The organism is Streptomyces sp. NPDC058678 (assembly GCF_042714835.1).
In the GTDB taxonomy this organism is placed as follows: Bacteria; Actinomycetota; Actinomycetes; order Streptomycetales; family Streptomycetaceae; genus Streptomyces.
In genome coordinates, this window is sequence record NZ_JBHXSG010000036.1 from 20,867 (window position 1) to 43,057 (window position 22,191).

20 protein-coding genes are annotated in these 22,191 nt (G+C 71.2%); 6 read left to right on the plus strand and 14 right to left on the minus strand.

Annotated features, from left to right (window positions below):
- Positions 1–146: 146 nt before the first annotated feature.
- Positions 147–1,499 carry a class II 3-deoxy-7-phosphoheptulonate synthase gene (locus tag ACFWWR_RS28825; RefSeq protein WP_383867331.1) on the minus strand — a complete coding sequence of 451 codons (1,353 nt, stop codon included), beginning with the start codon at positions 1,497–1,499 and terminating at the stop codon, positions 147–149.
- 96 nt (positions 1,500–1,595) lie between these two features.
- On the opposite strand from ACFWWR_RS28825, the gene ACFWWR_RS28830 reads away from it, so the two are divergent.
- A complete protein-coding gene (locus ACFWWR_RS28830) occupies positions 1,596–1,652 on the plus strand; it encodes a trp operon leader peptide (protein ID WP_073723848.1) in 57 nt (18 codons plus the stop codon).
- A gap of 97 nt (positions 1,653–1,749) precedes the next feature.
- Positions 1,750–3,654, plus strand: a complete 1,905-nt coding sequence (locus tag ACFWWR_RS28835; RefSeq protein ID WP_384306132.1) for an anthranilate synthase family protein — start codon at positions 1,750–1,752, stop codon at positions 3,652–3,654.
- Positions 3,655–3,780: 126 nt separating this feature from the next.
- On the opposite strand, the gene ACFWWR_RS28840 is transcribed toward ACFWWR_RS28835, so the two are convergent.
- From ACFWWR_RS28840 to ACFWWR_RS28855, 4 genes are all read right to left on the minus strand, one after another.
- Positions 3,781–4,809 (minus strand): 6-phosphofructokinase, encoded by a 1,029-nt coding sequence (locus ACFWWR_RS28840; RefSeq protein WP_383867327.1) that lies wholly within the window; start codon positions 4,807–4,809, stop codon positions 3,781–3,783.
- 128 nt (positions 4,810–4,937) lie between these two features.
- Positions 4,938–5,627: a response regulator gene (locus tag ACFWWR_RS28845; RefSeq protein ID WP_384306135.1), complete on the minus strand. Its 690-nt coding sequence runs from the start codon at positions 5,625–5,627 to the stop codon at positions 4,938–4,940.
- Positions 5,624–6,850 carry a MacS family sensor histidine kinase gene (gene macS / locus ACFWWR_RS28850; RefSeq protein ID WP_383867323.1) on the minus strand — a complete coding sequence of 409 codons (1,227 nt, stop codon included), beginning with the start codon at positions 6,848–6,850 and terminating at the stop codon, positions 5,624–5,626. Before macS ends, ACFWWR_RS28845 begins: the two co-directional genes overlap by 4 nt.
- Before the next feature lie 32 nt (positions 6,851–6,882).
- Positions 6,883–7,689 (minus strand): lysophospholipid acyltransferase family protein, encoded by an 807-nt coding sequence (locus ACFWWR_RS28855; RefSeq protein WP_383867388.1) that lies wholly within the window; start codon positions 7,687–7,689, stop codon positions 6,883–6,885.
- Positions 7,690–7,849: 160 nt separating this feature from the next.
- On the opposite strand from ACFWWR_RS28855, the gene ACFWWR_RS28860 reads away from it, so the two are divergent.
- Both ACFWWR_RS28860 and ACFWWR_RS28865 read left to right on the plus strand, forming a co-directional pair.
- A complete protein-coding gene (locus ACFWWR_RS28860) occupies positions 7,850–8,629 on the plus strand; it encodes an alpha/beta hydrolase (protein WP_383867386.1) in 780 nt (259 codons plus the stop codon).
- Positions 8,622–9,263 carry a hypothetical protein gene (locus tag ACFWWR_RS28865; RefSeq protein ID WP_383867321.1) on the plus strand — a complete coding sequence of 214 codons (642 nt, stop codon included), beginning with the start codon at positions 8,622–8,624 and terminating at the stop codon, positions 9,261–9,263. The genes ACFWWR_RS28860 and ACFWWR_RS28865 overlap by 8 nt, the downstream gene beginning before the upstream one ends.
- Before the next feature lie 228 nt (positions 9,264–9,491).
- Here the strand turns inward: ACFWWR_RS28865 and ACFWWR_RS28870 are convergent, their stop codons facing one another.
- The 6 genes from ACFWWR_RS28870 to ACFWWR_RS28895 all read right to left on the minus strand — a co-directional run bounded on the left by ACFWWR_RS28870 (position 9,492) and on the right by ACFWWR_RS28895 (position 14,471).
- Positions 9,492–10,247, minus strand: coding sequence for an endonuclease/exonuclease/phosphatase family protein (locus ACFWWR_RS28870; protein ID WP_383867319.1), 756 nt, complete (start codon positions 10,245–10,247; stop codon positions 9,492–9,494).
- Between the two features lie 125 nt (positions 10,248–10,372).
- Positions 10,373–11,326: an ROK family glucokinase gene (locus ACFWWR_RS28875; RefSeq protein ID WP_383867317.1), complete on the minus strand. Its 954-nt coding sequence runs from the start codon at positions 11,324–11,326 to the stop codon at positions 10,373–10,375.
- Positions 11,327–11,381: 55 nt separating this feature from the next.
- The gene (locus ACFWWR_RS28880) at positions 11,382–11,879 is read right to left on the minus strand and encodes a DUF5304 domain-containing protein (RefSeq protein ID WP_383867315.1); all 498 of its coding nucleotides are present in this window, start codon (positions 11,877–11,879) and stop codon (positions 11,382–11,384) included.
- Between the two features lie 57 nt (positions 11,880–11,936).
- Positions 11,937–13,106: an ArsA family ATPase gene (locus ACFWWR_RS28885; protein WP_383867313.1), complete on the minus strand. Its 1,170-nt coding sequence runs from the start codon at positions 13,104–13,106 to the stop codon at positions 11,937–11,939.
- A gap of 42 nt (positions 13,107–13,148) precedes the next feature.
- Complete coding sequence (locus ACFWWR_RS28890; protein ID WP_383867311.1) at positions 13,149–13,592, minus strand: SRPBCC family protein; 444 nt, start codon at positions 13,590–13,592, stop codon at positions 13,149–13,151.
- Positions 13,593–13,715: 123 nt separating this feature from the next.
- Positions 13,716–14,471: a metallophosphoesterase gene (locus tag ACFWWR_RS28895; RefSeq protein ID WP_383867384.1), complete on the minus strand. Its 756-nt coding sequence runs from the start codon at positions 14,469–14,471 to the stop codon at positions 13,716–13,718.
- A gap of 357 nt (positions 14,472–14,828) precedes the next feature.
- Here ACFWWR_RS28895 and ACFWWR_RS28900 point away from each other — a divergent pair, with 357 nt between their 5' ends.
- A complete protein-coding gene (locus ACFWWR_RS28900) occupies positions 14,829–16,625 on the plus strand; it encodes an AMP-dependent synthetase/ligase (RefSeq protein WP_383867309.1) in 1,797 nt (598 codons plus the stop codon).
- A 19-nt stretch (positions 16,626–16,644) separates the two neighbouring features.
- Here the strand turns inward: ACFWWR_RS28900 and ACFWWR_RS28905 are convergent, their stop codons facing one another.
- Both ACFWWR_RS28905 and ACFWWR_RS28910 read right to left on the minus strand, forming a co-directional pair.
- Entirely contained in the window at positions 16,645–18,231 is a 1,587-nt protein-coding gene (locus ACFWWR_RS28905) for a GMC oxidoreductase (RefSeq protein ID WP_383867382.1), read from the minus strand.
- Between the two features lie 95 nt (positions 18,232–18,326).
- Positions 18,327–19,469 (minus strand): glycosyltransferase family 4 protein, encoded by a 1,143-nt coding sequence (locus ACFWWR_RS28910; RefSeq protein WP_384306138.1) that lies wholly within the window; start codon positions 19,467–19,469, stop codon positions 18,327–18,329.
- A 122-nt stretch (positions 19,470–19,591) separates the two neighbouring features.
- On the opposite strand from ACFWWR_RS28910, the gene ACFWWR_RS28915 reads away from it, so the two are divergent.
- Positions 19,592–20,827, plus strand: a complete 1,236-nt coding sequence (locus ACFWWR_RS28915) for a glycosyltransferase 87 family protein (RefSeq protein WP_383867305.1) — start codon at positions 19,592–19,594, stop codon at positions 20,825–20,827.
- Here ACFWWR_RS28915 and ACFWWR_RS28920 read toward each other — a convergent pair.
- A complete protein-coding gene (locus tag ACFWWR_RS28920) occupies positions 20,788–22,104 on the minus strand; it encodes an MATE family efflux transporter (RefSeq protein WP_384306186.1) in 1,317 nt (438 codons plus the stop codon). The two genes, ACFWWR_RS28915 and ACFWWR_RS28920, sit on opposite strands and share 40 nt — an antisense overlap.
- Positions 22,105–22,191: the final 87 nt, after the last annotated feature.

The following is a 22,191-nucleotide window of genomic DNA, read 5'->3' on the forward strand; positions in this document are numbered from 1 at the left end:
GGGGTATCCCCCACACAGCACTAAAAAACCCAAAACAACAACAATCCCCTCCCGGCGGCACATAAAATTGGGGGGGGGGCGGCCTTTCTTCTGACCACCCCCCCCCCCCCCACGCTCCTGTAACAGGCGCTTCCGCTGGTGATCTGCTACTGGTCCCGGTACATCTCCGCGACCAGGAACGCCAGGTCAAGCGACTGGCTGCGGTTCAGACGCGGGTCGCAGGCCGTCTCGTAGCGCTGGTGCAGGTCGTCGACGAAGATCTCGTCGCCGCCGCCCACGCACTCGGTGACGTCGTCACCGGTGAGCTCGACATGGATGCCGCCCGGGTGGGTGCCCAGGCCCTTGTGGACCTCGAAGAAGCCCTTCACCTCGTCGAGCACGTCGTCGAAGCGGCGGGTCTTGTGACCGGAGGCCGCCTCGTAGGTGTTGCCGTGCATCGGGTCGGTGATCCAGGCCACCGTCGCGCCGGAGGCGGTGACCTTCTCGACCAGCTCGGGCAGCTTGTCGCGGACCTTGTCGGCGCCCATGCGGACGATGAAGGTCAGCCGGCCCGGCTCGCGGTCCGGGTCCAGGCGCTCGATGTACTGCAGCGCCTCCTCGGCCGTGGTCGTCGGGCCGAGCTTGATGCCGATCGGGTTGCGGATCTGCGAGGCGAACTCGATGTGCGCGTGGTCCAGCTGCCGGGTGCGCTCACCGACCCACACCATGTGCGCCGAGACGTCGTACAGCTGGCCGGTGCGCGAGTCGACGCGGGTGAGCGCCGACTCGTAGTCGAGGAGCAGCGCCTCGTGCGAGGAGTAGAACTCGACGGTCTTGAACTCCTCCGGGTCGGCCCCGCAGGCGTGCATGAAGTTGAGTGCCTGGTCGATCTCGCGGGCGAGCTGCTCGTAGCGCTGGCCGGAGGGGGACGACTTCACGAAGTCCTGGTTCCAGGCGTGCACCTGGCGCAGGTCGGCGTAGCCGCCGGTGGTGAAGGCGCGCACCAGGTTGAGCGTCGAGGCGGAGGCGTTGTACATCCGCTTCAGGCGCTCGGGGTCCGGGATGCGGGCGGCCTCGTTGAAGTCGAAGCCGTTGACCGAGTCACCGCGGTACGTCGGCAGGGTCACGCCGTCGCGGGTCTCGGTGTTCTTGGAGCGCGGCTTGGAGTACTGGCCGGCGATCCGGCCGACCTTCACCACGGGCACGGACGCGGCGTACGTCAGCACGGCGCCCATCTGGAGCAGCGTCTTGAGCTTGTTGCGGATGTGGTCGGCGGACACCGCGTCGAAGGCCTCGGCGCAGTCGCCACCCTGGAGGAGGAACGCCTCTCCCTTGGCAACGGCCGCCAACCGGGCGCGCAGCTGGTCGCACTCGCCCGCGAAGACGAGCGGCGGATACGACTCGAGGTCCGCGATCACTGCGCGCAGAGCCTCGGTGTCGGGGTACTCGGGCTGCTGCGCCGCGGGCAGGTCTCGCCAGGTGTTGCCAGCGCTGGCGCTGGTCTTAGCGTTCACGGTCACGCCCTCAACATTACGGGGTCGTGTCGAGTGATTTTCGTGCGGCTCGACAGGTGAGACACGCTCCCGCTCAGGTGCGCGTGAGGTAGGGTGCCTCGCATGTTCGCGCATTCGACCCAGACCTGGTGGTGGACCGCTCATCCGGCGGCCCACTGACTGCGCGTACGCAAGACTTCGCGAAGGCCGCCCGAGGGGCGGCCTTCGGTGTTTCCGGCGCTGAGGTCGTCTCTCCTTCCGAGAAGGAACACGACCGATGAACCTGCCCGACCTCCTGGACGATCCCCGTCCCTTCGCCCTGCTGCGCCGCCGCACGCCGGGCCACGACCACGACACGGTCGAGATCCTCATCGGCCCGGTCACCACGCACGACCGCCTCGCCGACCTTCCCGACGAGGGCCTGGCACTCGTCCCCTTCCGTCAGATCCGCGAGCGCGGCTTCGACGTCCGCGACGACGGGACGCCCCTGTCGGTGCTGACACCCGAGGAGACGTACGAGATCCCGCTCGCCGAAGCCCTCGCACAGCTCCCGGCGCACGAGGTGCGGGTCGAGGACGGCGGCTTCGACGTGGCCGACGAGGAGTACGCGGAGATCGTCGGGCGGGTGCTGCGCGAGGAGATCGGGGCGGGCGAGGGCGCCAACTTCGTGATCCGACGGACGTACCAGGGGAAGATCCACGGGTTCTCCAGGGCCGACGCCCTCGCCCTGTTCCGGCGGCTGCTCGTGGGTGAGCGGGGCGCGTACTGGACGTTCGTCGTGCACACCGGGGAACGTACGCTCGTCGGCGCCAGTCCTGAGGTCCACGTGCGGATGTCCGGCGGGACCGTCGTCATGAACCCGATCAGCGGGACGTACCGCTACCCGGCCGAAGGCCCCACCCCCGAGCACCTGCTCGACTTCCTCGCCGACGGCAAGGAGATCGAGGAGCTGTCGATGGTCGTCGACGAGGAGCTCAAGATGATGTGCACCGTCGGCGACATGGGCGGGGTCGTGATCGGGCCCCGGCTGAAGGAGATGGCGCACCTGGCGCACACCGAGTACGAGTTGCGCGGGAAGTCCTCGCTGGACGTGCGGGAGGTGCTGAAGGAGACCATGTTCGCGGCGACCGTCACCGGCTCGCCGGTGCAGAACGCCTGCCGGGTCATCGAGCGGCACGAGGTCGGCGGACGGGGCTACTACGCGGGCGCGCTGGCGCTGATCCGGCGGGACTCCGGGGGCGCCCAGACCCTCGACTCCCCCATCCTCATCCGCACCGCCGACATCGACGCGGCCGGGCGGCTGCGGGTGCCGGTCGGCGCCACGCTGGTGCGCGGCTCGGATCCGGCGGGCGAGGTCGCGGAGACGCACGCGAAGGCGGCGGGGGTGCTGACGGCGCTCGGCGTACGACCGGGGAGACCGCGGTCGGAGCACACGCGACCCCGGCTGGCCGACGACCCCCGCGTGCGGGCCGCGCTGGACGGGCGCCGGGCCTCGCTGGCGCCGTTCTGGCTGCGGATGCAGGAGCAGGCGGAGGACCTGGCCGGGCACGCCCTCGTCGTCGACGGCGAGGACACCTTCACGGCGATGCTCGCGCACGTGCTGCGCTCGTCGGGCCTGACCATCACCGTCCGGCGCTACGACGAGCCCGGCCTTTCGGAGGCGGTCCGCGCGCACGAGGGGCCGGTGATCCTCGGCCCCGGCCCGGGCGACCCCTCCGACACCGCCGACCCCAAGATGCGGTTCCTGCGCGCGCTGACCGCCGAGGTGATCCGGGAGAACCGGCACGGCGTGCTCGGCGTCTGCCTCGGGCACGAGCTGCTCGCGGCCGAGCTGGGGCTGGAGATCGTACGCAAGGAAGTGCCGCACCAGGGGGCGCAGACGGAGATCGACCTCTTCGGGCGGCGCGAGACCGTCGGCTTCTACAACAGCTTCGTGGCACGCTGCGACGACGAGGCCCTCGCCGAACTGTCCGCGCACGACGTCGAGGTGAGCCGCAGCGACACCGGCGAGGTCCACGCCCTGCGCGGGCCGGGGTTCGCCGGCGTGCAGTTCCACCCGGAGTCGGTGCTCACGCTGAACGGGGCGGCGGTCGTACGGGAGCTGGTGGGTCGGCTGCGCGGCACCAGCACGTTCCCGCAGCGTCGGGCGGCGACCGTCATGCCGAGCCGTTCGGCCACCTGAAGGTCGTTGTTGTCGGCTTCTCGTCTGCTTGAACGCCGAGGCGAGAATCTCCACGACCGGCTTCTCCCGTCCTGAAGGCCTGTGGGCCGCATACACGGCCCACAGGCCGACGGGTGCCGGACGGGTTCAGCCGAAGAACACCCCGACCTCCTCGTACAGCTTCGGATCCACCGTCTTCAGCCGGGCCGTCGCCTCCGCGATCGGGACGCGCACGATGTCCGTGCCGCGCAGGGCGACCATCTTGCCGAAGTCGCCGTCGCGGACCGCCTCGATGGCGTGCAGACCGAAGCGGGTGGCGAGCCAGCGGTCGAAGGCGCTGGGCGTGCCACCGCGCTGGACGTGCCCGAGGACCGTGGTGCGGGCCTCCTTGCCGGTGCGCCGCTCGATCTCCTTGGCCAGCCACTCGCCGACACCGGACAGCCGGACGTGCCCGAAGGAGTCCAGCGATCCGTCCTTGAGGACCATGTCGCCGTCCTTGGGCATCGCGCCTTCGGCGACGACCACGATGGGCGCGTACGACGCCTTGAAGCGGGAGGTCACCCAGGCGCACACCTGCTCGACGTCGAAGCGCTGCTCGGGGATGAGGATCACGTTCGCACCGCCGGCCAGGCCCGAGTGGAGGGCGATCCAGCCCGCGTGCCGGCCCATCACCTCGCAGACCAGGACGCGCATGTGCGACTCGGCGGTGGTGTGCAGCCGGTCGATCGCCTCCGTGGCGATGCCGACCGCGGTGTCGAAGCCGAAGGTGTAGTCGGTTGCGGACAGGTCGTTGTCGATCGTCTTCGGCACGCCCACGCACGGCACGCCGTACTCGTCGGACAGCCGGGCGGCGACGCCGAGGGTGTCCTCGCCGCCGATCACGACGAGGGCGGCGACCTCCTGCTCGGCGAGGTTCTCCTTGATACGGCGGATGCCGTCCTCCTGCTTCAGGGGGTTGGTGCGCGAGGAGCCGAGGATGGTGCCGCCGCGGGGCAGGATGCCGCGCACCGCGGGGATGTCCAGACGCATGGTGCGGTTCTCGAGGGGTCCTCGCCAGCCGTCCCGGAAGCCGACGAAGTCATAGCCGTACTCCTGCACGCCCTTGCGGACGATGCCCCGGATGACGGCGTTGAGCCCGGGGCAGTCGCCGCCTCCGGTCAGTACTCCGACGCGCATGGAAGTGTTCCCTTCGCCGCGGTTGCCTGATGGGGATCACGCTAGTAGTGATCCAGGTCACACAGGGATGGGCGGGAACGACAATTCCGTTGAAACGTGGGGTGGTTGATCCGGTCGGGCCGGTCGATCTACTCGTCGTCGAGTCCGCGTTCTATCGCGTACCTCACCAGTTCGACCCTGTTGTGCAGTTGGAGCTTGCCGAGGGTGTTCTGGACGTGGTTCTGGACCGTGCGGTGCGAGATGACGAGGCGTTCGGCGATCTGCTTGTAGCTCAGGCCCTTGGCGACGAGGCGCAGCACCTCTGTCTCGCGGTCGGTGAGCTGCGGTGCCCCCGGCCGCCCGGTGTCCGGGGCGGGCTCGGGCTCGGCGGCCAGGCGCCGGTACTCGCCGAGCACCAGCCCGGCCAGGCCGGGGGTGAACACCGGGTCGCCGACGGCCGTACGGCGGACCGCGTCCAGCAGTTCCTCCGTCGAGGCCGACTTCAGCAGATAGCCGGTGGCGCCGGACTTCACCGCCTCCAGGACGTCGGCGTGCTCACCGCTCGCGGACAGCACCAGGACCCGCAGCGCCGGGTCGGCGCCCACGAGTTCCTTGCAGACCTGAACGCCGGGCTTGGCGGGCAGGTTCAGGTCCAGCACCAGGACGTCGGGGGCGGCGGCCTTCGCGCGGCGCACGGCCTGCTCGCCGTCGCCCGCGGTGGCGACCACGTCGAAGCCCGACTCGCCCAGGTCGCGGGCGACCGCGTCGCGCCACATCGGGTGGTCGTCGACCACCATGACCCTGATCGGGTCCTGCCGAACCTCGCTGCTGTCCGTCATCGTCTGTCCGCCTTCCCCCGTGAGGACTTGGTCTCCTTCGGTACCTTCAGTTCGACCTCCGTGCCCTGGCCGGGCACCGAGATCAGTTCGGCGCTGCCGCCGAGGTCGCGCAGCCGGCCCCGGATCGACAGGGCCACGCCGAGCCGCCCCTCCCCCTCGGCCTGCGCCAGCCGGCCCTCGGGGATGCCGGGGCCGTCGTCCCGTACGGTCACGATCACCTCGTCCGGCTCGTCCTCGACGAGGATCCACGCGCGCGCGTCCTCGCCCGCGTGCTCGCGGACATTGTCGAGGGCGGCGCCGACGGCCGCCGCCAGCTCCCGCGCCGCCGCCGGAGGCAGCGGCACGGCGGCGCCGGGCTCGGCGAGGTTGACGCTCGCGGAGGCGAACGGGGCGAGGAGTGCGCGCAGGTCGACCGGACCGGTGGAGTCGTCCGGCTCCTCGACCGCCCGTACGACCGCCCCCTGGGCCGCGTCCTCCGACACGCGGGAGACGGGCACCAGTCCTCCGGAGACCAGCGTGCGCAGCGCGACCTCCTGCTCGCCCGCCATCCGGCCCAGCGCGGCCGCCTCGCCGCCGAGGACGGCGCCACGCCGCTGCACCATCGCCAGCACCTGGAGCACGCTGTCGTGGATGTCCCGGGCGAGCCGCTCCCGTTCCCTCGTCGCGGCCTCGATCTCCAGGGCCCGGGCGAGGGTGCGCTCGGAGGCGCGGGCGACCTCGACGACGTAGCCGATGGCGATGGAGGCGACCCAGACGAGGATCACGTTGTGCACGGTGTCGCGGGCCGGGCTGCCGCGCTCGATCAGGTTGGCGACGGCGACCGCGGAGGAGGCGGCTGCCGCCCAGCGCCAGCCGCCCTTGATCGCGAAGGCCAGTACGGAGCCCGCGGTCCATATCGACGGCAGGGTCGGGCCGCCCGACTGGATCCGCTCGTCTCCGTCGGCGACGAGGGTGAGCAGGATGCCGGTGAGCGCGACGGTGAGGTCGGCGGCGAGGAAGCGCTTGGTGCAGCTGGCCGCGTTCGCGACCTTGGGCAGGGTGGCCACGGTCCACACGAACAGGACGCAGTAGTACGCGACGGCGACCCAGGGGCGGTCGAACCCGTCGTAGGCGGTGGCGAAGAACCCGACCGCGTACAGCATGGTGAGCACCCGATAGCCGGCGAGCGCACGCCACAGCGGCTGCTCGACCGACATCCGCATGACTCTCTCGCGCCTGGCCATTCCCCCACCCCCGTCCGCCCCCAGACCGCCGTCTAGGAGTCGGGCCTCTCCTGGTCCGTGTCGTCCTGCGCGGCCTTGTCCTTCGCGGCCTTCTCCTTCTCCGCCTGTTCCTTCACCGCCTGCGCGAGTGCGGCCCTGGCCGCCTTCTCCGCTTCCTTCCCGGCCTTCGCCGCGTCCGCGATCTGCCGCTTGGCGGCGGTCGCGTACATGTCCACGTACTCCTGGCCGGAGAGCTTCATGATCTCGTACATGACCTCGTCGGTCAGCGCGCGGAGCACGAAACGGTCGTGCTCCATGCCCTGGTAGCGGCTGAAGTCCAGCGGCGCGCCGATGCGGATGCCCGGCCGCATCAGCTTGGGCATGACCTTGCCGGGCGGCTGGATCTTCTCCGTGTCGATCATGGCGACCGGGATGACGGGCGCGCCGGTGGCGAGCGCCACGCGCGCGAGGCCGCCGGGCTTGCCCCGGTAGAGGCGGCCGTCGGGCGACCTGGTGCCCTCCGGGTAGATCCCGAACAGCTCACCGCGCTCCAGGACGTCGATGCCGCTCTTGACGGCGGCCTCGCCGGCGCCGCGCCCGCCGGAGCGGTCCACGGGGAGCTGGCCGACGCCCTTGAAGAAGGCGGCCGTCAGCCGGCCCTTCACCCCGGGCGTGGTGAAGTACTCGGCCTTCGCGATGAAGGTGACCTTGCGGTCGAGGACCGCGGGCAGGAAGAACGAGTCGGAGAAGGACAGGTGGTTGCTCGCCAGGATGGCGGGACCCTCGGCCGGAATGTTCTCCAGGCCTTCCACCCAGGGCCTGAAGGCGACCTTCAGCGGCCCGCCGATGGCGACCTTCATCGTGCCGTACAACAACCGAGTGCCTCCTGAGTCCGTCGGTCAGACCTTAACCCGGAGCACTGTCAATGAGCCCGACGGCCCTGGTCGGTGTCAGTGCGGTCGCGTACGGTGAACCTCACCTGGACTCGTTCACGCCCTTCTCATGAACAGGAGACCGAAGGTGCCGGTCCTCCCTGGAGCCGAGCCGTTCCGCCACGAGGGCGGGGAAGCGGGGGTCCTCCTCTGTCACGGCTTCACCGGTTCGCCCCAGTCGCTGCGCCCCTGGGCGGAGTATCTCGCCGAGCGCGGCCTGACCGTCTCCCTGCCGCTGCTGCCCGGCCACGGCACGCGCTGGGAGGACATGCAGCTCACGGGCTGGCAGGACTGGTACGCCGAGGTGGACCGAGAGCTGCGCGCCCTGCGTGAGCGGTGCGGGCAGGTGTTCGTCGGCGGCCTCTCCATGGGCGCCGCGCTCGCGCTGCGGCTGGCGGCGAAGCACGGGGACGCGGTCAGCGGTGTGGTGGCCGTCAACCCGGCCAACAAGGTGCACGGCCTGGCCGCGCACGCCCTTCCGGTGATCCGCCACTTCGTCCCCACGTCCAAGGGGATCGCCAGTGACATCGCCAAGGAGAACAGCGTCGAGCTCGGGTACCACCGGGTTCCGCTGCGCGCCGCGCACTCCCTGCGGACCTTCTTCCAACTGGTCGACGGCGAGCTGCCGCAGGTCACCCAGCCGCTGTTGCTGCTGCGCAGCGCCCAGGACCACGTGGTGCCGGCCGCCGACTCCGCGCGCGTCCTGAGCCGGATCTCGTCCACGGACGTAACTGAGATCGTGCTGGAACAGAGCTACCACGTCGCGACGTTGGATTACGAGGCGGACCGGATCTTCGAGGAGAGCTACGCGTTCATCGGCCGCCTGTCATCCAGCATCGGCAAGGAAGGGACGGCCGCACGTGGCTGAGCACGACTCCGATCGCGAGGACCGTGAGGAGCGCGAGGACCGCGAGCCGGAAGAGCAGCACGTCCCGTTCGACGAGGAGGCCGCCTGGGCGGCCATCGTCGCCGGGTACGGCGACGAGCCGCCGGACCCGCCGGGCTCCAAGCCCTTCAAGTCGGTCGAGGACCTGGCGCTGCTCGAGTCCGAGACGAACGAGACCGACGGCGCGGGCCCCAAGGAGGCCAAAGAGGCCAAGGGGGCCACGGACACCAAGGAGGCCGAGCCGCCCAAGGAGGACAAGCCCGCCAAGCCGCTGGGCGGCTCCGTCGCCTTCGCCCCCGGTGTGGGCCCCCGGGACTACAGCATGCCGGAGCCGGCCGCCGACGAGGAGGACGCGGGCGAGGACGACGAGGGCCACTTCGTACCGCCGGAGCCGCCGCCGCTGCCCGCCGCCGACGTCACCGCGAAGTTCGCCTGGCTGGGGCTGCTCGGCGGGCCGGTCCTGCTCCTGCTGGCCGTGCTGCTCGGCTGGGACATGACCTGGTGGCTCGCCACCCTCGGCATCGGCGGCTTCCTGGGCGGCTTCGCCACCCTGGTGATGCGGATGCAGCCGGACGACGAGGACAACGACGACCCCGGCCGGGGAGCCGTCGTCTAGCTTGCGGAATTCTGAGGGCGGCCGGCACCGGAAGGTGGTCCGTGGCCGCCCTCAGGGCATGGCGTCGGCCGCCTGGCAGCCCGTCGGGCTCCCGCGGAACGAGACTGCTGGACCCACCCTCGCGCTGCTCGGCCCCGGAAGGCATCACAGGCCTCGAGTGGCTGCGCCGGGCTCCGTCCGGCGGATGTGGCTCAGGCCGACGGATGTACTCAGGCCGGCGGATGTGACTCAGGCCGCGGGCACGCGAAGTGCGGCCAGTACGGGCAGGTGATCCGTCGCCGTCCTGAGATCGGCCTCGGCCACACCGGGAAGACCCAGCGGCACACCGCAGCCGAGGACCTCGATGCCCTTGGTCGCGAAGATCGCGTCGATGCGTCTGCGGGGCTCGGTGCGCGTCCAGGTGTGTTCACTGCCCCAGGGGGCGGTGGCCCAGCAGTCCTGGAGACCCTCGGTGAGCCGGGCGAAGGTGCGGCCGCCGGGGCGCTCGTTCAGGTCGCCGCCCGCGATGGCGTGCTCCACGCCCATGCCGGCGAGCCGGTCGAGGAGCATGCCGGCCTGCTCGTACCGCTCGTCCTGGTGAAGTGAGAGGTGACAGCTCAGAACGCCGACGCGGACGCCTGCGAACCGTACGACCGCGGTGGCGAAGCCGCGACGGTGCCGGCCCGGGGTGAGCGGGAGCAGGACGTCCTCCGTGCGCTCGACGGTCGCCCGGAGCGAGCAGAGGATCGCCGGGCCCGCGGCCGTGCCGCCTCCGGAGAGGACGACCTGCCCGGATGCCGCGGCGAGGCGGGCCAGTTTCTTGCGCCAGCGGAAGAACCGCGGGGCTTCCTGGAGGAGAACCAGGTCGGGGGCGCAGGCGGTGATCACGCGGGCGAGGGCGGCCGGGTCGTCGCGCATCGAGCGGATGTTGTAGCCGAGGACGCGGACGACGGCGGAACCGTCGGACTCGATGCGGGAGTTGGGGAGCAGTGGGGGCGTCACCATGCCGTCACGATACGTGGTGAGCGTGCCTCGCAGACGTTCTTCGGCTGCGGGTCCTTCTTGGTCGCTCACGCGGTTCCCCGCGCCCCTTCGGGCGCGAGGAACCCGCCTGTCTCGAAAAGTGACCGTTACATGATCGGGTCGGGCTCGCGGGCCAGGTCCGCCGCGCCCACCAGGCCGGCCTTGTTGCCCAGCTGTGCGGCGATCACGTCGGCGACCGGACGCCAGTTGCCGCCGACCAGCCAGCGCTTGTACGACTTGCGGATCGGGTCGAGGACCAGCTCGCCCTCGTCCGAGAGTCCGCCGCCGACGATGAAGGCGGAGGGGTCGAAGAGGGAGGCCAGGTCGGCGAGGCCGGCGCCGGCCCAGCGGGCGAGCTCGCGGTAGGAGTCGACGGCGACCGGATCGCCCTGGCGGGCGGCCATGGAGATGTGCTTGCCCTCGATACCGTCGGGGGTGCCGTCGCCGAGGCCGAGCAGGATGTCCGCGTTCTCGGGGGTCGCGTTGGCGCGCTGCTTGGCGTACCGGACGAGCGCGCGGCCCGAGGCGTACTGCTCCCAGCAGCCCTGCGAGCCGCAACCGCACAACAGGCCGTCCGGCACCATGCGGATGTGGCCGAACTCGGCGGCCACGCCGAAGTGCCCGCGGCGCAGCTTGTTGCCGATGATGATGCCGCCACCGAGGCCGGTGCCGAGGGTGATGCAGATGACGTTGCGGTGGCCCTTGCCGCCGCCGAACTTGTACTCGCCCCACGCGGCCGCGTTGGCGTCGTTCTCCACGACGACCGGCAGGTCGACGCGCGCCTCGACCTTCTCCTTCAACGGCTCCTGGCGCCAGTCGATGTTCGGGGCGAAGTAGACCGTGGAGCGCTGACGGTTGACGTATCCGGCGGCACCGATGCCCACGCCGACGATCTCGTGCCCGGCGCGCGCACCCTCCACCGCGGAGGCGATGGCATCCACGATGCCTTCGGCCGTTCCCGGGGTCGGCACCTTGAAGGTCGAGAGGATGTTGCCTTCCTCATCGACCACGCCGGCCGCGATCTTCGTGCCGCCGATATCGACGCCGATGGTGAGTCCCATGAATCCCTCAGTTTCGGTCGAGCCCCGCTACGGCCAACCGTACCCGAGGGGGCCATCAGTCCAAGTCGATGCGTTCCCCCGGGCCGGGCTCGTCGCCGTCGTCTCCCCGGCGTTCGTCCAGGTCGCGCGGGTCGGGGCGACCGGTCGTCCAGCGCTGTTCCTGTGCCTGGACGGCCGAGCGGTAGGCGGCCAGCAGTTCGTTGCCCGCGGCGGCCAGATGGTCGAAGACGTCCGGGTTGCGTTCGATGACGGGTTCGACGGCCGCCTTGGCCTGCTGCACGACCTGCTTGACCACCTGCTGCGCGGCGGGCCCCGCGACCGCGCCGAGCAGGGGGGACTGGAGGCCGGACAGCTTGTCCGCAACGGTGTCGACGAGCTTGCGCAGCTCCTCGGCGGCCGAGCCCTGGGGCGGGCCGGACTCGGCGCGCCGGCGGGCCTTCTCCGACGCGAGGTCCTCGGCACACGCCGTCGCCCACGCGTCGGCGTCGCTCGCCCGCACCTCGTCGACGGCCTCGCGCTCGGCGGAGTCGGACGGGGGGAGCTCTTCGCTCATGACGGACTCCTGACTACGGTTCGTCTCTACGACGTTACCCGAACGGCCGTATGCGGTTCACCGTGTCCCGGGCCACAGGTCCGGGTCGGGCGCGAACCGGATCCGCAGCTCGCCCTCCCGCAGGGCGGCGCCGCCGACGGTGCAGCGGCGCAGGGCCGAGGGCAGCGGGACGATCCGGCGGAACGGCCCCGCGCTGACGACGAGTTCGTCGCCGCGCCGGATCAGGTCCAGGTCGTCCTTCATCGCGCCGGGCAGCGGGAGGTGCCAGACGAGGACGCCGTCCTCGGCGAGGTGGTCGGTGACGGGCCACTCGACAGTGGAGGGCTCCGCATTGACGCCGGGGACGACGAGCTCGGCCAGGTCGTCGGCGCCGCGCGGGTCACGGCCCAGATGGGCCACCGCCCGAAGGTCGTACGACTCCTGCCACTCCGCCAGGACCTTGCGCTGCTGGGCGACGGGACCGGCCAGCCAGCTGTCCCCCGCCGCCTCCGGCAGGACCCGGTTCGCCACCAGCAGGTCGGGGCGCAGCCCGCGCAGGGCCAGTCCGAGGCCGGCGGAGCGGACGGCGTCGGCGCCGGCCGGGGAGGGCTCGGCGACCAGCCGTACGACGGTGTTCCGGTCGGCGACGACCGCCTCGACGGCGGCCAGTTCGACGTCCCAGCGGGCGGCGGTCTCGTACAGCCACTCCGCGGGCATCGGCACGCCGGCCAGCCGGCCGAGCATGGGACGCAGGGCGCGGGCCGCCTGCCGCTCGGACGGGAGCAGGCGGCGCAGGTAACGGCGCAGCTCCTCGGGGAGGGCGAGCAGGGCGAGGGCCTGCGGGGTGGGCGGCAGGTCGACCACGAGCAGGTCGTGCGCCTCGGCGAGGGCCGCGTCCCGCAGGGCGCGCAGCAGGGTGAGCTCTTCGGCGCCGGGGAGGGGGGTGACCTCCTCCGTGTCCAGGCGGGAGGCGCCGAGGAGGTCGAGCACGGAGGACGCGCGGTCCTGGAAGGCGGCCAGGTCGTCACGGAAACCCGCGGTCGCGTCGGGCCGCCACGCGGTGAGGTTCGCGGCGGCCCGCACCGGCGCGGGGCCCGTCGGGGTGCCGAGTACCGCGCCGAGGGTGTCGGTGCGGTCGGCACTGAGGACGAGGGTGCGGGTGCCCTCACCGGCGGCGGCGAGTGCGGTGGCGGCGGCGATCGTCGTACGACCGCTGCCGCCCGGGCCCGTGATCAGGATGGTGCGCATGGGGGTGAACGGTACCTTCGCGTACCGCCCCGGCGGGGACGGCTACTTCGCGCCCGACTCCACCCTCTTCTTCAGCCCGGCCAGCGCCCGGTCGATGATGACCTTCTCCGCCTTGCGCTTGATCATGCCGAGCATCGGGATCTTGACGTCGACCGTGAGCCGGTACGTCACCTCCGTCGCCCCGGCCCCCGCCGGCTTCAGGAGGTAGGTGCCGTCCAGCGAGCGCAGCATCTGGGACTTCACCAGGGTCCAGGAGACCTCGTGGTCGCCGGTCCAGGTGTAGCCGAGGACCTGGTCGTCCTTGATCGCTCCGGCGTCCATGACCAGGCGGACCTGTTCGGCGCGCCCCTGGGCGTCCGTGGCCAGGACCTCCGCCTCCTTCACCTCTCCGGTCCAGTCCGGGTAGCGGGCGAAGTCCGCGATCACCCCCATGACATCGGCCGGTGCCGCCTCGATCGTGATGCTCGAGCTGGTGTGTTCCGCCATCGATGTGGCTCCTCCAGATGCGGGCCGGTAGGCAAGTCCACCGTGCGCAAGCCTGCGCACGTGTGTGCAGCGTGAAGGCTACCGCGCGGTCGACCGGCCGACTTCACCCCCACCTGCGGTCTCTCACCATTCGAGGGCCCAGGGCTTCCCGGACCCCGCGAAGTGCCCGACGTTGACGCACTCGGTCGCCCCGATCCGCATCCGTCGCACCAACGGCTGGTGGATGTGACCGAAGAGCGCGTACCGGGGCCGGGTCCGGCGGATCGCGTCGAGGAGCGCCCGGCTGCCCCTCTCGAAGCGGCGCGCGACCGTGTCGTAGACCAGCTCGGGCACCTCGGGCGGGATGTGGGTGCACAGCACGTCGACCTCGCCCACCGCCTCGATCTTCGCCGCGTACTCCTCGTCGCTGATCTCGTAGGGGGTGCGCATGGGGGTCCGGAGTCCTCCGCCGACGAAGCCGAAGACCCGGCCCCCGATCTCCACGCGCTCCCCGTCCAGCACGGTGGTGCCGGGTCCGGCGTACTCCGGCCACAGGGTCGGCATGTCGACATTGCCGTACGTCGCGTACGTCGGCGTCGGGAACGCCGCGAACATCTCGGCGTACTGCTTGCGCACCGCCTGCTCGATCACCTCTGCGCGGCTCTCGCCGATCCCCGCCCACAGCCGGGCCCCGAGCTCGCGCGCCTCCTCGTAGCGGCGGGCGGTGCGCAGCTCGACGATGCGGTCGGCGTTCTCGACGCCGAAGAGGTCGGGGAAGATCCCGCGCGAGTGGTCGGCGTAGTCGAGGAAGAGGACGAGGTCGCCCAGGCAGATCAGGGCGTCGGCGCCCTCGCCGGCACGGGCCAGGTCACGGGCGTTGCCGTGCACGTCACTGACCACATGAACGCGTGTCCTCCGGTTACCGGCTGGTGTGGGTGCCATGGCGATCAAGCGTAAGGGTGTGGGGCATACGTGAACAGTGGCGGCCGGGCAAGGGGTTACTGGCCAGTCAGTTAGTGCGTGGACTACTGTGCGCGAAGGATAACCAATCTGTGTGACGCAGCGAACATCTCGCCGGAACCCCCTGTCGAAGAAGCCATACCGGCGGGTAACGTCCGGGCAGTCCAGTCGTGCTCAGGATTTCAACCACCGAGCCCCAAGGCCCGGAACGGCCCTCTGAGCACCTGCCCGAGCCTTGGACCGCATCGTCGCATCACACAACGTCGTGGCGCCGGCGCCCTATGAGGAGCAGCAGTCTTGCGCGAGTTCAGCCTTCCGGCTTTGTACGAGGTCCCTGCGGACGGCAATCTCACCGACATCGTCCGGAGAAACGCCTCGCAGCATCCGGATGTCGCCGTGATCGCCCGCAAGGTCGGCGGTGTCTGGCAGGACGTGACGGCCACCGCCTTCCTCACCGAGGTGCACGCCGCCGCCAAGGGGCTCATCGCCTCCGGCATCCAGCCCGGCGACCGTGTCGGCCTGATGTCCCGCACCCGGTACGAGTGGACCCTCCTCGACTTCGCGATCTGGTGCGCGGGCGCGGTCACCGTGCCGGTGTACGAGACCAGCTCGGCCGAGCAGGTCCAGTGGATCCTCAGCGACTCGGGCGCCACCGCCTGCATCGTCGAGCTCGACAACCACACGGCCGCGGTCGAGTCGGTGCGCGACGGCCTGCCCGCCCTCAAGCACGTCTGGCAGCTCGAGGCCGGTGCCCTGGAGGAGCTGGGGCGCCTGGGCCAGGACGTCACCGACGAGACGGTCGAGGAGCGCAGTTCGCAGGCCAAGGCGGACGACCCGGCGACCATCGTCTACACGTCCGGCACCACCGGCCGGCCCAAGGGCTGTGTGCTCACGCACCGCAGCTTCTTCGCCGAGTGCGGGAACATCGTGGAGCGCCTGCGCCCCCTCTTCCGCACCGGTGAGTGCAGCGTCCTGCTGTTCCTGCCGCTGGCGCACGTCTTCGGACGGCTCGTGCAGGTCGCGCCGATGATGGCGCCGATCAAGCTGGGCCTCGTGCCGGACATCAAGAACCTCACCGACGAGCTGGCGTCCTTCCGGCCGACCCTGATCCTCGGTGTCCCGCGCGTCTTCGAGAAGGTCTACAACTCCGCCCGGGCCAAGGCGCAGGCGGACGGCAAGGGCAAGATCTTCGACAAGGCCGCGGACACCGCGATCGCGTACAGCAAGGCGCTGGACACCCCGTCGGGCCCGTCCCTCGGTCTGAAGATCAAACACCGGACCTTCGACAAGCTCGTCTACAGCAAGCTGCGCGCGGTGCTCGGCGGCAAGGGCGAGTTCGCGATCTCCGGCGGCGCCCCGCTGGGCGAGCGCCTGGGGCACTTCTTCCGCGGCATCGGCTTCACGGTCCTGGAGGGCTACGGCCTGACCGAGTCCTGTGCCGCCACCGCGTTCAACCCCTGGGACCGCCAGAAGATCGGCACGGTCGGCCAGCCGCTGCCCGGCTCGGTCGTCAGGATCGCGGACGACGGCGAGGTGCTGCTGCACGGCGAGCACCTGTTCAAGGGCTACTGGAACAACGAGGCGGCGACCGCCGAGGCGCTGGCCGACGGCTGGTTCCACACCGGTGACATCGGCACCCTCGACGAGGACGGCTACCTCCGCATCACCGGCCGCAAGAAGGAGATCATCGTCACGGCGGGCGGCAAGAACGTCGCGCCGGCCGTGATCGAGGACCGTATCCGTGCGCACGCGCTGGTCGCGGAGTGCATGGTGGTCGGCGACGGACGGCCGTTCGTGGGCGCGCTGGTCACCGTCGACGACGAGTTCCTGGGCCGCTGGGCCGCCGAGCACGGCAAACCGGCGGGTTCCACCGCGGCGTCGCTGCGCGAGGACCCCGACCTGCTGGCCGCGATCCAGTCGGCGGTCGACGACGGCAACGCCGCGGTGTCGAAGGCGGAATCGGTGCGGAAGTTCCGCATTCTGTCCTCCCAGTTCACGGAGGAGTCGGGCCACCTCACGCCGTCCCTGAAGCTCAAGCGCAATGTGGTGGCGAAGGACTACGCGTCCGAGATCGAGGCCATCTACCAGAAGTAGCAAGGCCTTTGACGGAACGTCATGGCGCGGCGTCCTCGGCGAGGACCCGCGCCATCGTCCGTTCGGCGAGCGCGGTGATCGTCACGAACGGGTTCACTCCGATCGACCCGGGCACGAGTGAGCCGTCGGTGACGTACAGCCTCGGATATCCCTTCACCCGGCCGTAGTCGTCGGTCGCCTTCCCCAACACGCAGCCACCGAGCGGGTGGTAGGTGAAGTCGTCGGCGAAGACCTTGTTGGACGAGCCGAACAGGTCGTACCGGTAGATCGTCGAGTTCGCCGAGTTGATCCGGTCGAACAGCTTCCTGGCCATGGCGACGGAGACCGCGCTGTGGGCGGCGGTCCAGCCCAGCTTCACCCCGTCCGTCCCGCTGTCGTACGAGAACGACGCCCGCGACGGGTTCTTGGTGATCGCCAGGTACAGGCTGACCCAGTGCTCGAGTCCCGTCGGCAGCGGGGCGATCTCCGCGAAGACCGGGTTCGCGGTGTTGGCCCAGTCGTCGATGCCCATGACCGGCATGGTCGACTGATTCGCCCCGACGGTGTCCCACAGGTGGTTGGCGCGGCCGAGCATCACGTTGCCGTTGGTGCCCCAGCCGCCGCCGACGCTCGCGTCCAGGGCGGGCAGCGCGCCCGTCTCCCGGGCGCGGACGAGGAGTTCGGTGGTACCGACACTGCCGCCGCCGAGGAAGAGGTACGTACAGGCGTACTGCTTGGTCTCGACGACCTTGCCGGTGGTGTCGACGTGGTCAGCGGTGAGCAGCCAGGAGCCGTCGGCCGCCCGGGTGACGGTCCTGACCTTCTCCATGGTGTGGATGGTGACGTTGCCGGTGCCGAGTGCCGCGGCGAGGTACGTCTTGTCGAGGCTGCGCTTGCCGTGGTTGTTGCCGTAGATGACCTCGCCGGCGAGCGCGGACTTCGTGGCCGTGCCGGCCGCCTCGCGCTGCATGTACCCGAAGTCGTAGACGTTCGGCACGAAGGTGGTCTTCAGGCCGGCCTTCTGGGCGTGGGCGCGGGAGATCCGGCTGAACCGGTACCACTCCGTCGACTCGAACCAGTCGGGGTCGACGGCGTTGACGCCGAGCATGGAGCGGGCGCGCGGGAAGTAGGTGCCGTACATCTCGTCGGGGTCGACGGTGGGGAACTGCTCGGCGAAGTACGCCTTCAGGGGCGTGACCGCCATCCCGCCGTTGACCAGGGAGCCGCCGCCGACGCCCCGGCCGACGTACACGGACATGGCGTCGAAGTGCACCCGGTCCAGGACCCCCGGGTAGGCGCCGATGTCCCTGTTGACGACGTCCAGCCACAGGAAGGTGGCCAGTGGTGCCTCGGTGCGGGTGCGGAACCACATGGACCGTTCGTCCGGGGCGCTGGTGGAGCAGAAGACCTTGCCGTCGGCGCCGGGGGTGTTCCAGGCCCGGCCCATCTCGAGGACGAGGGTGCGGATGCCTGCCTGGCCGAGGCGGAGGGCGGCCACGGCACCGCCGTAGCCCGAACCGACCACGATGGCGGGGGCGTTGTCGACGGCCGCGGGTTCGGCGCCCGAGGCCGTCTGGAGACCGATGCGGGTGAGACCGGACGCGGCGGCCGTCTGCAGGGCCACCATGCCCAAGATATGACGTCTCGTCAGCTGACGCTGCATCAGTTTTGCTGTCATGCTCGCAGCATCGGCGGATTATTTCCCTCCGCCTAGGAGTCTCGCTACAGCAACGTCCTCAACTTCTCCGCAAGCAGGTCCCAGCGCCACTTCTCCTCGACCCACGCCCGCCCCCGCTCCCCCATCCGGCGGCGCAGCTCGGCGTCCTGGAGGAGGACGAGGATCCGTTCGGCGGCCTCCTCGGCCGAGCCGCCGCGGACGACCCAGCCGGTCTCTCCGTCGAGGACGGCGTCCGGGGCGCCGCCGGAGTCGCCGGCGACGACGGGCAGCCCGGTCGCGGAGGCCTCCAGGTAGACGATCCCGAGCCCTTCGACGTCGAGTCCGCCCCGCCGGGTCCGGCACGGCATCGCGAACACGTCACCGGCGCCGTAGTGCGCGGGCAGCTCCGCCCAGGGCACCGCGCCGGTGAAGCGGACGGCGCCGGCGACCCGGGTCTCGTGCGCGAGCCTGCGCAACTCCTTCTCGTACGGCCCGCCGCCCACGATCAGCAGCACGGCGTCCGGCTCGGCGGCCAGGATCCGGGGCATGGCGAGGATCAGCGTGTCCTGCCCCTTGCGCGGCACGAGCCGCGAGACGCACACGATCACCGGCCGCTCGGTCAGCCCGAGCCGTGCCCGGACCTCGGCACCGCCAGAGGCGGGGTGGAAGGTCTTCTCGTCGACCCCGGGCGGCAGCTGCACCATCCGCCCGGCCGCGTCCGGCGTCAGCGCGGCGGCGATCCGCGAGCGCGTGTACTCGCCCAGGTAGGTGATGGTGTCCGTGGACTCCCCGATCCGGCGCAGGAGCTGCCGCGCGGCGGGCAGCTGGGCCCACCCGGCCTCGTGCCCGTGGGTCGTGGCCACCAGCCGCTCGGCGCCCGCCTTCCTGAGCGCCGGTGCCATCAGCCCGAGCGGCGCCGCCGCCCCGAACCACACCGAGGTGCACCCGTGCTCGCGCAGCAGCCCGACGGCCCGCCGGGTCGCCGCGGGCGTCGGCACCAGCATCGTCGTGGAGTCCCGTACGACGGTGAAGGGCTGCTCGGCGTCGAAGGCTGCACTCGCCTCCGCGCCCTCCCGCCCGCGCTTCCAGGTGGAGGCGTAGACGACGAGCCGCTCGGGGTCGAGCCGGAGCGCCATGTTGTGCAGGAACGCCTGGATGCCGCCCGGCCGCGGCGGGAAGTCGTTCGTGACGATCAGGGTCTTGTGCATCGCCGCAGACCCTACCGAACCGGCTGCTCACAGCCGTCCGCGGCCACCTTTGTGGCACGCTCACAGGAGGGGACGACATCATGTTCCCCTCAGGGCGGTAAATCGAACGAGCAGGGGATCACGTGGAGACGACGGGCACGAGGCGGTCTCTGACGTGGCTGCTGGCGACCTGGGGTCTGACCAGGCTCTTGCTGCTGCTCTTCGTCTTCAAGGTGTACGTCTTCCCGGGCCCGGACGTCACCAGTGACGTCTCCGTCATCTACCAGAGCTGGTTCGAGGTGCTGCGCACCGGAACGTTCCCGCTGGACGACGTCACCTGGCAGTACCCGCCCGCCGCGGCCCTCGCGATCCTCTCCCCCGGCCTGCTGCCCTTCCTCGACTACGCGTCGGCCTTCTTCGTCCTCGCCTTCCTCGCCGACCTGGCCGCCCTGTCCCTTCTGCTGTACGCGGGGCTGCGCCCCGGCCGGCGGCTGCGTGGCGCTTGGGTGTGGGTGATCGGCGTACCGCTGCTCGGCCCCACCGTCTACGCCCGCTACGACGTGATGGTCACCGCGGTCGCTGTCGCCGCCCTGCTCGCGGGCGCCCGGCACCCCCGGCTGATGGGCGCCCTCGCGGGCTTCGGGGCGATGCTGAAGGTGTGGCCGGCGCTGCTGCTCCTGGGCGTCCGGGGGCGCGGCGCCTGGGCGTCGGCGGTGGCGGCCGTCGCCCTATTGGCCGCGCTGTTCGCCCTCACGATGCCCGGCGCCTTCGCCTTCCTGACCTTCCAGCGCGACCGGGGCACCGAGGTGGAGTCGCTGGGCGCCCTGGTCTTCCACGTGGCCCGGCACTACGGCTGGGACGGCCAGGTGCTGCTCAACTACGGCTCGGTCGAGTTCCTCGGCCCGTGGGTGAACGTGGTGAGCACGGCCGCGCTGGCCCTGACCGGCATGACCTTCGGCTGGCTGCTGCTGTGGCGGCTGGTGGCGACCCGGTTCGAGGCGCACACCGCGGCCGACGCGGCGTTCGTGGCGGTGCTGATGTTCACCGTGACCAGCCGGGTCATCAGCCCGCAGTACATGGTGTGGCTGGTCGGCGTCGCGGCCGTCTGCCTGTGCTTCCGCGCCAGCCGGATGGGCGTGCCGGCCGGCCTGGTCTTGGTGGCGTGCTTCGTGACGGTCCTGGAGTTCCCGCTCTGGTTCGGGGACGTGGTGACGAGCACCTCGCTCGGCATCACCCTCCTGGCCGTCCGCAACGGCCTGCTGGTGCTGGCCGCCGTCGTCGCCGCCCGCCGACTGTGGCGCGCGACGGTACCGAAGCCCGCCCCCGCCGAGGTGCCCGATCAGACCGCCCGCACCAAGGAGACGTCGGCCTCCTCCTGACGTGGGCCTCTCCGGAACAGCACCAGCACCACCCCGCACTGCACCGCCATGGCCAGCGCCAGCGCCAGGCACACCCCCGGCAGACCGAGGCCCGTCAGCCCGTACGCCAGCGGCAGCTGGACCGCCGTGCCGAGCACGGTCACCCGTAGCAGCGCCGGTGCGTGCCCGCTCCCCTCGAAGACTCCGCCGACCGCGATGAAGCAGGCCATGAGCAGCAGGTAGGGCCCGACGCAGCGCAGGAACAGCGTGCCGTGGTCGGCGACCGCGGGCCCGGCGCCGAAGGCGGTCATGATCCAGGGGGCCGTGACGAACAGCAGGAGGGCCGCCGCGAGTCCCAGCGCCCCGGACACGAGCACCGTCTGCCGACCGATCTCGCGCCGCGCGTCCTGCCCGGCGCCCCGGGTGTGCGCGGTGTGGATGGAGGCGGCCTGGCGGACGGCGTAGAAGGCCATGGTGGCGACGTACATGACCTTGTACGCGATCGAGTAGGCGGCGACCGCCGTCACCCCGATCCGCGCCACGATCGCGACCAGCGCGAGCGCCCCGGCCTGCCGCACGGTGAAGTCGGCGGACATCGGCAGCCCGGTCCGCAGCGTCCGCCGCAGCGCGGCCCGCGTGCCCTCCGCGGGCCGCACCCCCGCACACTGCCCAAGCAGCTTGTTCCGGCGCAGGACGAGCAGGCCCACCCCGAGGGTCACGCACCGGCACAGCACGGTGCAGGCGGCGGCGCCCTGGACGCCGTGGAGGTGGATGAGGAACGGGTCGCCGACCAGGATCAGCCCGTTGACCAAGAGGGCGAGCCGCATCGGGGTCCGGGTGTCGCCGGTGCCCTTGAGGATGCCGTCGACGAGGTTCTGGGCGAAGAAGACGGCGATGCCCGGCATCGAGACCGCGAAGTAGGACACCGCGAGCGACACGGCGGCGCCCTCGCCCAGCACCAGCCGGGCGAGCGGCTCCCGCACCAGCAGCCCGCCCGCCACGACCACCGGCGTGACCAGCGCGCACAGCGCCCAGCCGCCGCGCACCGCCGCCCGCACCGCGCCCGGATCCCGCGCGCCCCTGGCGTGCGCGACCAGCACGGTCGTACCGGAGCCGAAGACCAGGGCGACGCCGAGCAGCACGTTCTCGGTGTTGGTCGCCACGGCGACGGCGGCGACGGCCGGGCCGCCGAGCCGCGAGACCCAGACGGTGTTGATGATTCCGGCGGCGACGGAGGCCAGGAGCGCGAAGTAGACGGGGTGGGCGAGCGCTATGAGCTGCCTGCGGTGGGCGTTCACCGTGACCTCCATCGATTCGAGCTACCTCTAATCGAGGTAGCTCGATAAGAGGTAGCATGCCGGTACGACACCCGCAAGGAGGAAGCA

Bases quoted from the DNA above. Each gene is read 5' to 3' on its own strand.
- ACFWWR_RS28840 (WP_383867327.1), bottom strand. From the start codon at position 4,809: ATGCGCGTCGGAGTACTGACCGGAGGCGGCGACTGCCCCGGGCTCAAC.
- ACFWWR_RS28910 (WP_384306138.1), bottom strand. From the start codon at position 19,469: ATGCACAAGACCCTGATCGTCACGAACGACTTCCCGCCGCGGCCGGGC.
- ACFWWR_RS28880 (WP_383867315.1), bottom strand. From the start codon at position 11,879: ATGAGCGAAGAGCTCCCCCCGTCCGACTCCGCCGAGCGCGAGGCCGTC.
- macS (WP_383867323.1), bottom strand. From the start codon at position 6,850: ATGGCCAGGCGCGAGAGAGTCATGCGGATGTCGGTCGAGCAGCCGCTG.
- ACFWWR_RS28835 (WP_384306132.1), top strand. From the start codon at position 1,750: ATGAACCTGCCCGACCTCCTGGACGATCCCCGTCCCTTCGCCCTGCTG.
- ACFWWR_RS28875 (WP_383867317.1), bottom strand. From the start codon at position 11,326: ATGGGACTCACCATCGGCGTCGATATCGGCGGCACGAAGATCGCGGCC.
- ACFWWR_RS28855 (WP_383867388.1), bottom strand. From the start codon at position 7,689: ATGAAGGTCGCCATCGGCGGGCCGCTGAAGGTCGCCTTCAGGCCCTGG.
- ACFWWR_RS28905 (WP_383867382.1), bottom strand. From the start codon at position 18,231: ATGGTGGCCCTGCAGACGGCCGCCGCGTCCGGTCTCACCCGCATCGGT.
- ACFWWR_RS28885 (WP_383867313.1), bottom strand. From the start codon at position 13,106: ATGCGCACCATCCTGATCACGGGCCCGGGCGGCAGCGGTCGTACGACG.
- ACFWWR_RS28845 (WP_384306135.1), bottom strand. From the start codon at position 5,627: ATGACGGACAGCAGCGAGGTTCGGCAGGACCCGATCAGGGTCATGGTG.
- ACFWWR_RS28870 (WP_383867319.1), bottom strand. From the start codon at position 10,247: ATGGTGACGCCCCCACTGCTCCCCAACTCCCGCATCGAGTCCGACGGT.
- ACFWWR_RS28890 (WP_383867311.1), bottom strand. From the start codon at position 13,592: ATGGCGGAACACACCAGCTCGAGCATCACGATCGAGGCGGCACCGGCC.